Raw genomic sequence first — 12367 nt, 5'->3', positions numbered from 1 at the left:
GCGTCCTGATTACTGTGCGTCGGTCGGTTGGCGGGCGGTCAGCACATGGCTTCCCTCACCATTGCTGTTTTCTGCATAGCTTTCTTCGGTGCCCCATTGCTGAAGACGTTGGATATCCGCCAGTTGTTCTGTGGTCGCCATGTCAACGATTTTCGGTGACACCTGCATACTTGGCCGGATCTTCTGCAGACCGCTGACCACGATTCTGTCGGCTGCAGTTAAACCGGACTGCACCACCCGCAATCCGGCAACTTTCTCACCCAGGGTCACGGGCTGATAAGTCACCACATTGGCGTCATCCAGTTTGAGGACATACTTCCGGTTGAGATCCGTGCCCACCGCTTTTTCATCAATCAGAATGGCGTCATAGGGTTTGCTGGCCACCAGACGTAAACGTGCAAACAGACCGGGCATCAGCACCTGTGCTTCATTCTCAAACGTCGCACGCATCCGGATTGAACCGGTCTGCTGATTCACGGTGTTATTCACAAAATCGATATGACCCTGATATGAAAATCCGGCATCACCAGACAAAGCCATCATCACCGGGCTGGATTCAGTGGTGTCAGACACACGCAACAGGTGATTCCGGACATAATTCAGGTAGGTTTGTTCATCGACGTCAAAATAGGCGTACATCTGCTCGGTCGACACAATGGTCGTCAGTTCACTCTGACCACTGGTGACATAATTTCCCTGCGTCACCTGTGCATGGGACACACGACCATCGATTGGGGACACCACTTCGGTAAATGAGAGCTGCAGACGGGCATGTTTGAGCGATGCTTTAAGCGCATCCAGCTCTGCTCTGGCCTGCTGTAACCCTGCCTGACGATTATCAAAGACATCGGCGGAAATGGCTTTGGTTGCATTCAGCCGCTTCGCCCGGACGAACTCGCTTTCAGCCAGCTTCAGCTGACTCTGCAGACTGACCTGCTGAGCTTCCAGCCGCTCGACTTCCGCACGGAACAGGCGATCATCAATTCTGAACAGCACATCGCCCTGATGAACCATGTCGCCTTCCCGGTAAGCCACTTCGGTCACATAACCCGACACACGGGGCATAAGGACGACATTCACAGGCGCCTGCAAACGGCCTGTATATTCGTCCCACTCCGTGATTCGCTCGCTGATCACGGGGGCCACACTGATTTGCGGAAGCGGAGGCGATGCCGGAGATTCATTGCCAATTGCTGCCCCGGAGGCGGACAGCAGAATCACAGAAATGCCGCCCCGAAGGCGGTTTCCAAATCGGTTGAAAGTCATCATCAGGCAATCCTCTCTGACGTTGATAGGCTGAATTCGAAAAATGCAATGTCGTGACCGAACCACCTCTCAGGGTTCAGATGTCACCTTGACATTCTATGTCTCATTCAGCTTATTGATATTGTCGAAACCTCGGGAATGATTGCCTATTTCTACAAAGCAGGATTTTCACCCATAGAATCAACACACTTTCGACAGACCGAGCAAAGACACTAAATACTGCATAAACCCCCTGACAAAAAGCCAGTCTTGCCTGTTCCTACACAATCCTTGCCTATTCCTCCGAACGCTGTCATTCCACAAAACGGTGGCCCCAGGCTTGCCTTATACTCTATAGTCGCATGTGGACAGAAAAAGACGAGTGACGGAATGACGGCGACCCAACAAGAATTAATTAATCTGGTGAATCGGCATATTGATGGGCCGGGACTGACCGAAACGGTGCTGCCAGAATTAAAGCTGATGCACAGCACGGAAAATTCCTCCTGTTCACCGACCATTTACAGCCCGATGCTGTGTTTACTGGTGCAGGGTGAAAAGCGCATTACGGCCGGCGCACGCGAACTGTTACTGAAAGGCGGAGATTTTTTACTGGTGCCCGTCATGATGCCTGTGGTCGGCGAAATTCTTCGGGCTTCAGAAGAACAGCCTTACATCGGCATCAGCATTGCGCTGGATCTCAAAGAACTGACCGATTTGCTGATCGCCATGAAAGAGCCGCCCGAAGCCATCACCAAATGTCCTTACTGCATCAGAACCGTGTCTTCTGATGAAGAGATGCTGTCGGTCTTCAAACGCTTCCTGACGTTACTCGACCATCCGGAAGATATTGCCGTCATGCTGCCGCTGCTCAGACGGGAACTCATGTACAGGCTGCTCAAAAGCCCGGCGGGTGTGCAGCTTCGCCAGTTCCTGCTTCGGGACACGCAGGCCAACCGCATCAGCAAAGTGGTTGAGATGATTCAGCAGCGATACCGGGAACCGATCCGGGTTCAGGAACTGGCCGATATGGTCCACATGAGCCAGTCTTCCCTGTTCAATGCCTTCAAAGCCGTGACGTCCATGACGCCGCTGCAGTTTCAGAAACAGCTCCGGCTCAATGAAGCACGCCGGATCATGCTGCAGGACGGTCTTGACGCTTCCGCCGCCAGCTATCGGGTCGGCTATGAAAGCCCGTCCCACTTCAACCGCGAATACAGCCGGCTGTTTGGCATACCGCCCATGACAGATATCAGCCGCCTGCGAGGCCACAAACCAACGATGGAAGACCGGATATAGTCGTAGCCCCTGAACGGGGCTACACAACAATCTTATTTTTCCAGTGGAAACCATCCCGTCGTCTGTTCAATTACCTGCCAGAGTTTATCCGGAATTGTGAGATCAGGTTTCGCATCCCGCGGCAGCGTTTCCCGCATAAAAGCCGGCACTCTGCCTTGCGCCATCTCGACCCACTCAGGATTGATCACCAGACTGCGGCCAATCGCGACCATGTCCACGCCGAGTTGCAACGCCTGCTCGGCCTGCTCCGGGCGATTGATCTGACCTGCGGCAATGACAGGGACTCGCTGTTTTACATGCGCAGCCACCAGCGATGCGGTCGGGAGACCATCCTGATCATCGATGGGTTTATCGGTCAGCAAATCCTTGAGCGACACATGAAGATAACTGATCCCCTGCTCTATCAATCGGTTGATCAAAGCGAAGCTATCGCCTATCCGCAGCCCGCCCGATTCCGCTTCTTCCAGAGAAATCCGGTAGCCGACCAGAAACGGGCGTTGCGCGTACTGCTTTACCACGCGCTGAACTTCGTTCACCACCGCAAGCGGGAAACGCATGCGATTTTCCAGTGAACCGCCCCATGCGTCGGTCCGTTGATTGTAATGAGGTGAAAAGAAGTTCTGAATCAGGAAACCGTGCGCACCATGCAGCTCAATGCCATCGAACCCGGCCTCGATGGCCCGACGAGTCGCCTCGCCAAAAGCCTGAATCACGTCATGAATCTCTTCATCGGTTAAGGCGCGGCTGGCTTGCTGCCCGGTATTGAATGGACCGGGTGCAGCAGCCAGTTCACTCGCACTGACGATTTCACCCTTGGGTGTCAGTTCAGGCACCGCTTTGTTGCCGGCATGAAACAGCTGAAGCACGGCAGGTGCGCCACCACTTTTGGTCGCAGCTGCCAACCGGGTCAGGCTTGGCAGAAAATAATCATCCCAGGCCGCAAACTCATCGGTAAATCCAATTCCATTGGCCATGACATGAGAACAACCCGTGATGGCCAGACCGACGCCATTCACGCGACGGCGATAATATGCCAGTTCCTGTTCGGAAATCGTGCCATCGACATTCGACGACCAGGTGGTCATCGGGGCTAAGGCGACACGGTTTCTCAGGATGAAATGCTTTTGAAAATCAAACGCAGAAAATAAGGACTTTGTTTGCTCAGACACTTGGGACCTCTCTTGACCTGACATCATGCTTTGAAAACGTAACAAGACATCTGAAGAGCGTACCGAATTGTCTCAGTTAAGATTTGCCGGTTTTGACGTTGATCTTGCCTGATCCGACGAATGCGCCATGCCGAACAACAGACTAGCTGTTATGTCTCAGCCTGCGGATATCCTTCTGAGGAGGAGCGCCAAACAAGCGACTGTATTCCCTGCTGAACTGGGAAGCGCTTTCATAACCGACCATTGCGCTGGCGCGGCTGGCATCCATCTGTTGATTCAGCATCAGTTCCCGGGCCTCCTGCAACCGGAGCTGCTTTTGGTATTGCAGCGGACTGGTGCCGGTCATTGCCCTGAAATGCTGCCGGAATGTGGAAGCACTCATATGCGCCCGGTTCGCCAGCTCATCCATGCTGAATGAATGGACAAAATTTTGTTTCAGCCAGGTCACCGCTCTGGAGATATGCTCACTGGGTGAGCCTTCACTAACCAGATGCCGCAGGTGCAATCCATGTGGCCCGGTGAGCAGCCGAATCACGATCTCTTTCTGAATCAGTGGCGCAAGATGCGGTTGCATCTCGGGTTGCATGGGTAACTGAAGCAAACGAATAAAAGCATCGCAAAGCTGAGCGTCAGCCTGTTCAATCGACACCGACTGAAACATATCCCCTTTATGGGGGCGTGATAAATCCAGCTCAGTATTCACAGCCAGAATCTGAGCAATATCCAGCTGAAGCAAAATGCCCAGATAGGGCTGGTGACGCCGGGCTTCAACCACATGAGAAACCACAGGCAAATCCAGCGTTGTGATCATGCTCTTGCCCGGACCCAGTTCGTGTACCACATCCCCGATTAAAACCTGCTTTCCGCCCTGAATGGTCAGCGCGACACTGAGGGTATAGATACAGTGCAAAGGTTCAGACGGTTGATTCCAGCGATGCAGCGACAATCCGGGCACCGTCGTGACGTGATCCCCTTCTGCCCGGGCAAGGCTACCGACCAGCTCTGCCAGCACGGCAAGCTTGGTAGACAGCGATAAATAGTCCGCGTGATTCTCATTCATCATTCAGTTCATCTGCTTTTTCATCAGGTCTTTTCATCTGTCTTTTCACCAGTCTATGCTGCTCAAACTGCTGCAGCATTTCCTCTGTGGTCAGTTGGCTTCCCATCCGGCCCCGTAACACTGCAACATGCTCAAAAGATTGCGCGCCATTTGCCTTCACCAATGTCTCAAACGCATCAATATAACTTTGCTCAAAATGACTGTTATACGTATTGAACAAGACAATATGCTGGCCGGAAAATTCAGTATTTGCGGCCAACTGCCAGACTGGCGGCGCCGGACTGTACAACCAGATCGGCGCGCCTAAAAACACGGTTTCAAACTCAGACAAATCGATCGATTCCGGCGTAATGACGGCGGTTTGGCTTCGAGCGTCTTTCATCGCATTGACCCACCCCGGTAAGCCGGGCGCATAGGCTTCCGCTTGAATGAAAAGTAACGCGCCTCCTGTCTTCTCGGCAATATGACGGGCCAGTACGGCCGTATTACCGGATCGGGAAAAGACAACAACCGCAACCTTATCAGGGTTGGTCGCATCAGCCTGCGGTTCTTTCAACCGGATCCGGTTTTGCTGAACTTGTTGGTTTTCAATCCGGGTGACTACAAATGGCACCAGAAAAGCAGCCAGCAACAGGACACAGAATATCAACACAAACCATTTCATCATCAGCGTTCACATCTCTCATTGAGCAGAAGCCTGACGCTTCAATCCGCATCAGGCCACCCGAGCTGAACCTCTTCAGAAACTTACAAGTTGTCCCGGAAGAAAGGCACGACCTTTTCCAGTGCAAGAGCAACCGGTTCAGGCTTGTCATATAAATCGTAGTGAGACCAGCCTTCCGCGACAAAAATCTCTTTCTTCTGCGAAGCCGCACGACCGTAAATTTCCCAGCCATCACGATAGGCACCGAAGCCGCCGGGTTTATCGCCAATCACCACCAGCAGGGGCTGTGTCAGCAGCACTTCTGCATGAAGGAATGCATCCCAGCCCATCGCGGCACTGTTGAACGAGAACAGGCCGCTGGTCGCGCCGTTCGGCTGCTGACCGCGTGCGGTTTTGTAGTATTCCGTGGCTTCAAGCACATCAATATCATTCAGACCCATTTGCTTGCCCGCTTCAACTGAAGGCGGCAAATAATCAATCACATGACGCGCTGCACCCTGAGCTTCGGCAGTCCGCTGCTTGCCCATGGCCTCCATCGCGCCGACCGGATTAAACTCACTGAATACCTCACGAATCAGTCGGCCGAAATTCACCCCGGTGATCGAAGTCAGTGCCCGAATCCGATGATCGGTCATCGCGGCATGAATGGTATACGCCCCGCCCCCGCACACGCCAATCGCACCAATACGGTTCTCGTCGACATAAGGCAGTGTGACCAGATAATCAATGGCAAAACGAATATCGGAAACCCGAATTGCAGGATCTTCAATCAAGCGCGGTGTTCCGCCACTGGCGCCCTGAAAACTGGCATCAAAGGCCAACACGACATAACCCGCTTCCGCCAGAGCGGCAGCATAAATATTGCCGGAAGTTTGTTCTTTACAGCTCCCAATCGGGTGCGTACTCACAATGGCCGGATACTTGACGGATGCATCGAATGCCGGGGGTAAATACAAGTCTGCGGCAGATTCCCAGCCCAGATTCTGATAAGTCACATGTTTAATATTGATCATGTTCATCGCTCCGTACAGGCTCGGTACGAAACACCGAGCCTGATTGATTCAATACAGGGGAAATTACAGTTTGGACTGGAAGAAAGGCGCCAGCACTGAGACCGCTTCATCCACATACTGAGGCACGTCATACAAAGACATATGATTCGCACCGTTCACAACGTGAAACGCTTTGTCCTGACTGGCTGCACGCGCATACATATCATCACTCATCCACTTGCTGCCCGCTTCACTGCCCGCAATCACCTGCAGCGGTTGAGTCAGGAATGCTTCGGCTTTGTTATATGCATCGTAAGTGATGATCTGGCTGATGCTTCGGGCCGTCATATAACCCGGTGCCGTCGGATACTGACAGCGTGGGGTGTGATAGTATTCCCAGGCTTCTTCCAGCTCTTTGTTCGGCGCATCTTCTTTACGCATCGGTGCCAGCGGCAGAATCTCTGAATCGGGTTTGCCTGCATCACTGGTCCGCGCCTGAGAACCATGCTGAATGAAAGGAATCGCATCCTCATCTTTCACATTGTTGTCCCAGCCATTTCGGAACATCGAGCCAATGTTTACAGCGCTCACAGAACCCACCGCTTTGATCCGGCGATCATTCATTGCAGCATTTGCGGTATAACCCGCACCAGCACAAATTCCCATCGCACCAATCCGCTCCGGATCCACATAAGGCAGAGTGGTCAGATAATCAATCACAGCACTGACGTCTTCCGTCCGAATGTAAGGGTTTTCCAGCTGACGGGGTTCGCCGGTACTCTCCCCCTGATAAGAGGCATCGAAAGCGATGGTCACCAGCCCTTGCTCAGCCAGCTTTTTCGCATAGAGCCCGGAGGCCTGCTCCTTCACACCGCCTCCCGGATGAGAGACAACCACAACCGGATATTTCTTGTGCTCATCAAATCCTTCCGGAAAGTTGATCACAGCAGCCATGGTGACACCCTGACCATTCAGATTTTTGAATTTCACCTTTTCCATGACACTCACCTCTTACCCTTGTATTCATCCGTACGTATTGCTTGTCTTTCAGGCCGGTCCTGTTCAAGCGATGGGATGAGTATGGTCAAAAACCCAGGGGAGCGTTTGCCTGTTCAGATGCGATACTTGCCTAAAATGATGACTGAGGACGACGATCTGCTGAAGTCATTAAGAGGAGGGGTAAATTTGTGTTCAGTTGCCCAGAAAGAAATGTGGCAGACAAAGCTGCCACATTGAGAATTTATCCGCAGGATTACGGCCGTTGCTTCAGTGCTGCATCAATATCTGCGGCACTGTGGCGTTCGGGGACTGCTTCCCAGGCTTCCCCTGAAGTCTTATTGACAATACGGCCACGCTGAACTGCCGGACGTTCCAGAATCGCTTTAGCCCAGCGCTGAACATGCTGATAGCGCTGTACATCCAGAAACTCCGCCGCATCATAAGCCAGTCCCAGTGCAACATTGCCGTACCAGGGCCAGATGGCAATATCAGCGATACTGTAAGTCTCACCGGCAACATAGGTGTGGTTTGCCAGTTGTTTATCCAGTACATCCAGCTGACGTTTCACTTCCATGGTGTAACGGTTAATCGGGTACTCATACTTTTCCGGAGCATAGGCATAAAAATGACCGAAACCACCGCCCAGGAAAGGCGCAGCACCCTGCAGCCAGAAAAGCCAATTCAGGACCTGAGTTCGTTCCGCAATCTCTGTCGGCAGAAAATGGCCGAATTTTTCTGCCAGATACACCAGAATTGAACCGGATTCGAAAACATTGATGGATGTCTCTCCCGAGCGATCCACCAGTGCCGGGATCTTGGAATTCGGATTCACACCCACAAAGCCGGAAGAAAACTGATCGCCGTCGCCGATATTGATCAGATGCGCATCATACTCGGCGCCGGACTCACCCAAAGCCAGCAGTTCTTCCAGCATGATGGTGATCTTCTGACCATTCGGCGTTCCCAGCGAATATAACTGAAGGGGATGGTCGCCGACCGGAAGTTCTTTCTCATACCGGGCCCCGGCATCCGGCCGGTTAATGCTTGCCCACTCGCCGCCATTTTCGCAGTCCATGGTCCAGACTTTCGGGGGTACGTATTGGTTTGCCATCCTGTTTTACCTCACTTCGATAGACTCATCTGTTCAATATCGGGGCGGCGCGTGACGAATCAAAGTTTACGGCCGTGATTCATTAGAACGGTTAGTGATAGAAAAGTCACAAAAAAATATAACCTGATGAACTTTCGCGAGTTTCCGGCAAGTCATCCGAATGAACTGTCAGTGCCGGTACCCACGCTGCACAATCCCACAACGGACCAAAACTAAAAAGGCAGACAGTGAGCAAAATCTTTGGGTTGATCGGCTGGTCAAAGAAAGTGAGTCATGACGAACAAGCCCCTGAACAAAGGCAGGCCGCGCGTCTTGGAAATTCGGAAAAATCAGGCGGAACGACATGCACTGAGTCGTCCCGCCTGAATGATCAGCCGATTATGGCTGGATATTGAACGAAGACACTGCAGGCAGATACATCGCATTTGCAATGAACTTGTGCGTCGCCGTCGTCGGATGGGTCACACCCCAGAACACATACTTATCTGAGCCGTGCGATGCACAATCAGCCGTAAAATCGTGGCTGTACAGGTAATCCGCGGCTGAGTTTCGGTTGATGTCCAGACAGGCATCTTTGGCATTTGCAAAGCCGTATGCCAGTGGCTCCGTCGTGATCTTTTCGAACAGGGCATAAGCGTCAAACAACACCACGTTCACGCCTTTGTCCTGATAACTTTTGGCCTCTGTTTTGATGAATTCGTTAAAGGCCAGAAGCTTTGCCCGGACCTTATCAATTTCAGCCTGAGTGGCATACTTAAACTGCGGCGCACGGGTCGCATCCGGCAGAGTCATCAGCAAAATGTTATTGGCGCCGGAAGCGGTCAGACGTTGCATCGCTTCACTGTAATCCGCTTTTGCATCCGCAACCGTCCGGTCATAGTTCATGAAATCGTTCAGGCCAAATTCCAGCGTGAACAGCGTATTCGCCGGATTGTAGTTCTTCGCCAGCTGCATGTATTCCAGATAAGACGTGACCTGCTCTGCCACACCCGTGAGTGCAACATACTGGTTCGAACCCGCCGCACCGCCGACTGCCCAGTTATACAGCGGCAGATTCAGGCTGTCCGACAGATACTCAGTCCACACAAAACCATTGGAGAAATGGCCCAGGAACCAGGAATTCCGGTTCGGGAAAACCCATTGCGAAGCGTTGAACAGATTGCCGGTATCCGACAGACTGTCGCCGAATGCCACGACCTTATTGATGCCGTTCACCGGCCCCTGATCGTTGGTCCAGACAGTATGGTTATACGACCAGCTGTTGTCCGCCGCATAAAACAGCATGTCCGCCGTATCGTGGGTTACGCCTAGTGTTTCGGCACAACGCTGCTGAATTTCAGACTGCGACGTACTGGTGTAGAACATATTTTTAAACGACCAGCCGGACCACCAGTAACCATTCAGTTTGTAATAATCTCCGTTGGTATCCCGGGCCCACTCCCAGGTGGTTGCCGGATCATCATGTGTCTGTGCCGGGCGATACCAGCAACGCACATAAGTGTAAGTGTTACTGCTTTGTACCTCTTGAATTTGCGCAGCCGTCAGCGGTTGGTTTGTGTTCTCAACTTCAGCACTTTGTGCAAGTACAGAAAATGGCAAAAGTGTCAGTAAAAGTGTTTTTTTCATTGTGAGCCATACATTCATTGTCAGTGGTAAGAGGTATGACCTATAGATGATGTTAATGGAATGTGTCAAAAATGCACTGCAACTAGAAGCACAAAAATGGAACCAAGTTCAAAGGGTGACGGCTTTATAAGCGATTTCTTGCGATATCCCGGGAACGGGAGGACATGAGATTTATGAAGCTTTTATGATGAAAAACAACCGGATACACACATTAAAAATCAGGTCTTTTGACTACTGATATTCTGCTGTTCCGCTTTGAAAATAAACGAAGTGGTGCATTCAAAATCAAATTTTATTCTGAATTTTTTGTTTCATTTTTTTAACATTTAATGCATCAGCTATCCGCCGCTGTTGCACGACTGATATCCAGCTCACTTGAATACATCACCACAGTGAATTTGAAAGGATCAATCATTTATTTGAGATTATAATATCGCTGAACCGGACTTCTGCAGCAAAATAACGCTTCTTATCCTGAATATCTGCTTCGATTTCACACTGGATATCCCCCATTGCGAACGCAGGCTGAAATAACAAAGTGAATGATAATGACAGAAAATAATCCGCATGCTGACCATGCATTTGAGCTCGCAAATAAAGCACTTTTTCTAGAATTAGACGGGACTCTTTCTGAAGCCTTACACATGTGGCAGCAAGCTTCCGCATACGCCGATGAACACCTGCCCGATGATGATTTGAATTTCTGGATCAAAAGCGGCTATGGCTCTGTCTTACTTGAACATCAAGACTATGAGCTCGCCATTACCGTCTCCGGCCAGGCTTTAAGCTGGTGCCGTGACCAGAAACAACCCCTCCTCTTTCTGACCACAGCCAAAGCCTATCTGAAGCTCGGAGACACCAGCAAAGCTGCACAATTCGCTCATCAGGCACAGCAGATCAGTGGTGACGAGATTTTCGATCAATTTGAGCCCCGGGACCGGGAAGTCATCATCGCAACACTGAACCATCATTAATTGTTTGCCCCCGTTTGGGTTCAGCAAAACGAATCCCGGCAGTGAGCTCGTACTATTTTCAGCGGACGACGAAGAAGCAACCTCAATGACGCACCACAATCACAACACACGCATCAATCAGGTCAGTTTTGGTGAACCCAAGGATGTGCTGGTGCTGGAACAAATGCCTTGCACATCGCGGGACCAGAGTCTTGTCAGAGTCCGGATCGAAGCTGCGAATATCAACCCCAGTGATCTGTTATCGATTCATGGTGTTGGTCAGTACCGCCGGAATCATCAGCCGCCGAGAGTGCCGGGGTTTGAAGCGGTGGGTCATGTGATCGCGTCTGATTGTCCCCGTTTTGTTTCAGGACAAAAGGTGCTCGTTGCGGCGCAGGGAACCTGGCAGAAATATGCAGATGTGCATCCGGATAACTTATTTCACCTGCCGCCGGATATCGACAACGGCTATGCGGCCCAGCTCTATATCAATGCCTTCACGGCCTGGATTCTGACCACGGAAGTGGCCCGCCTCACGCCGGAGGATGTCGTCATCATCAATGCAGGCAGCTCTGCAATTGGCAAAATCTTCGCGCAGTTGTCTTCAACCGTAGGATTTACCCTCATTGCCATCACCTCACGGCCTGAATCCTATCCGTATCAGACTGTACCTGTCTTAAACGCCCATGAAAATCTGGCATCGCAGCTCAAGCAATATGGCCTCCCGCAACCCAATGTGGCACTGGACGCAATCGGCGGTCCTGCCTGCACCGAATTGATTCAGACGCTTGGCGCTCAGGGACGATATATCACCTACGGTACCTTGTCGCTGGCCGTGTATGAAAAGCGCTTTTTCGAATATCAGCAACGGCAGCAGATTCAGTTCAGTAATTTCTTCTTACGGTACTGGGAAGATCAGGCAGGCAAAGCCGTCCGAAGAGAACAGTTTGACATGATGCTCGAGCATTTTCTGTCCAACAAGATCGCGCTGGATGTAGACCAGTACTTCCCTCTGGAACAGTTTCAGGTGGCTTTGGAGACGATTGAAAATCATCGTGCGGCATTAAAGGGCAAGATTATTTTGACGATGTAATGGTATTGCTTCACTGAGCAATGTTTACACCGCCATTCAACCGCCACCGAGGCGGCTGAATGGATATCCGGTTGAACTGAAAAATCAACAGACCAACAGAGATTACTCTTCAATTTCAGGGAGTAAAAATCAGGACAGACACTTTATTCTGAATGA

11 protein-coding genes are annotated in these 12367 nt (G+C 51.4%); 3 read left to right on the top strand and 8 right to left on the bottom strand.

All coding sequences use genetic code 11. The features are described 5' to 3' along the window. Positions 1 to 9: 9 nt before the first annotated feature. Positions 10 to 1269, bottom strand: a complete 1260-nt coding sequence (locus tag L4174_RS05855; protein WP_248139485.1) for an efflux RND transporter periplasmic adaptor subunit — start codon at positions 1267 to 1269, stop codon at positions 10 to 12. Between the two features lie 366 nt (positions 1270 to 1635). Between L4174_RS05855 and L4174_RS05850 the strand changes: the two genes are divergently transcribed. After that, positions 1636 to 2544: an AraC family transcriptional regulator gene (locus tag L4174_RS05850; protein ID WP_248139483.1), complete on the top strand. Its 909-nt coding sequence runs from the start codon at positions 1636 to 1638 to the stop codon at positions 2542 to 2544. Between the two features lie 32 nt (positions 2545 to 2576). Here L4174_RS05850 and L4174_RS05845 read toward each other — a convergent pair whose 3' ends face one another. The 7 genes from L4174_RS05845 to L4174_RS05815 form a co-directional block, all read right to left on the bottom strand. Then, positions 2577 to 3713, bottom strand: coding sequence for an NADH-dependent flavin oxidoreductase (locus tag L4174_RS05845; RefSeq protein WP_248139481.1), 1137 nt, complete (start codon positions 3711 to 3713; stop codon positions 2577 to 2579). A 142-nt stretch (positions 3714 to 3855) separates the two neighbouring features. Then, complete coding sequence (locus L4174_RS05840; RefSeq protein WP_248139479.1) at positions 3856 to 4776, bottom strand: AraC family transcriptional regulator; 921 nt, start codon at positions 4774 to 4776, stop codon at positions 3856 to 3858. Continuing rightward, positions 4766 to 5440, bottom strand: a complete 675-nt coding sequence (locus L4174_RS05835; RefSeq protein ID WP_248139478.1) for a flavodoxin — start codon at positions 5438 to 5440, stop codon at positions 4766 to 4768. Before L4174_RS05835 ends, L4174_RS05840 begins: the two co-directional genes overlap by 11 nt. A gap of 80 nt (positions 5441 to 5520) precedes the next feature. After that, the gene (locus L4174_RS05830; protein WP_248141600.1) at positions 5521 to 6447 is read right to left on the bottom strand and encodes an alpha/beta hydrolase; all 927 of its coding nucleotides are present in this window, start codon (positions 6445 to 6447) and stop codon (positions 5521 to 5523) included. Positions 6448 to 6513: 66 nt separating this feature from the next. Further along, positions 6514 to 7428 carry an alpha/beta hydrolase gene (locus tag L4174_RS05825; RefSeq protein ID WP_248139476.1) on the bottom strand — a complete coding sequence of 305 codons (915 nt, stop codon included), beginning with the start codon at positions 7426 to 7428 and terminating at the stop codon, positions 6514 to 6516. 253 nt (positions 7429 to 7681) lie between these two features. Next, positions 7682 to 8539 carry a glutathione-dependent disulfide-bond oxidoreductase gene (gene yghU, locus L4174_RS05820; protein WP_248139474.1) on the bottom strand — a complete coding sequence of 286 codons (858 nt, stop codon included), beginning with the start codon at positions 8537 to 8539 and terminating at the stop codon, positions 7682 to 7684. 378 nt (positions 8540 to 8917) lie between these two features. Beyond that, on the bottom strand, positions 8918 to 10165 hold the full coding sequence (locus L4174_RS05815; RefSeq protein WP_248139472.1) for an SGNH/GDSL hydrolase family protein: 1248 nt from the start codon (positions 10163 to 10165) through the stop codon (positions 8918 to 8920). Between the two features lie 548 nt (positions 10166 to 10713). Between L4174_RS05815 and L4174_RS05810 the strand changes: the two genes are divergently transcribed. Further along, positions 10714 to 11139, top strand: coding sequence for a hypothetical protein (locus L4174_RS05810; protein ID WP_248139471.1), 426 nt, complete (start codon positions 10714 to 10716; stop codon positions 11137 to 11139). Between the two features lie 85 nt (positions 11140 to 11224). Beyond that, positions 11225 to 12211: a zinc-dependent alcohol dehydrogenase family protein gene (locus L4174_RS05805; RefSeq protein ID WP_248139469.1), complete on the top strand. Its 987-nt coding sequence runs from the start codon at positions 11225 to 11227 to the stop codon at positions 12209 to 12211. Positions 12212 to 12367 lie beyond the last annotated feature (156 nt).

The sequence above is a fragment of the Photobacterium sp. CCB-ST2H9 genome (assembly GCF_023151555.2).
In the GTDB taxonomy this organism is placed as follows: domain Bacteria; phylum Pseudomonadota; class Gammaproteobacteria; order Enterobacterales; family Vibrionaceae; genus Photobacterium.
Note: the sequence above shows the minus strand (reverse complement) of the source record. Positions and strands in the feature narration are given on the sequence as shown.

Bases quoted from the DNA above. Each gene is read 5' to 3' on its own strand.
- L4174_RS05855 (WP_248139485.1), bottom strand. From the start codon at position 1,269: ATGATGACTTTCAACCGATTTGGAAACCGCCTTCGGGGCGGCATTTCT.
- L4174_RS05850 (WP_248139483.1), top strand. From the start codon at position 1,636: ATGACGGCGACCCAACAAGAATTAATTAATCTGGTGAATCGGCATATT.
- L4174_RS05840 (WP_248139479.1), bottom strand. From the start codon at position 4,776: ATGATGAATGAGAATCACGCGGACTATTTATCGCTGTCTACCAAGCTT.
- L4174_RS05835 (WP_248139478.1), bottom strand. From the start codon at position 5,440: ATGATGAAATGGTTTGTGTTGATATTCTGTGTCCTGTTGCTGGCTGCT.
- L4174_RS05825 (WP_248139476.1), bottom strand. From the start codon at position 7,428: ATGGAAAAGGTGAAATTCAAAAATCTGAATGGTCAGGGTGTCACCATG.
- yghU (WP_248139474.1), bottom strand. From the start codon at position 8,539: ATGGCAAACCAATACGTACCCCCGAAAGTCTGGACCATGGACTGCGAA.
- L4174_RS05815 (WP_248139472.1), bottom strand. From the start codon at position 10,165: ATGAAAAAAACACTTTTACTGACACTTTTGCCATTTTCTGTACTTGCA.
- L4174_RS05810 (WP_248139471.1), top strand. From the start codon at position 10,714: ATGACAGAAAATAATCCGCATGCTGACCATGCATTTGAGCTCGCAAAT.
- L4174_RS05805 (WP_248139469.1), top strand. From the start codon at position 11,225: ATGACGCACCACAATCACAACACACGCATCAATCAGGTCAGTTTTGGT.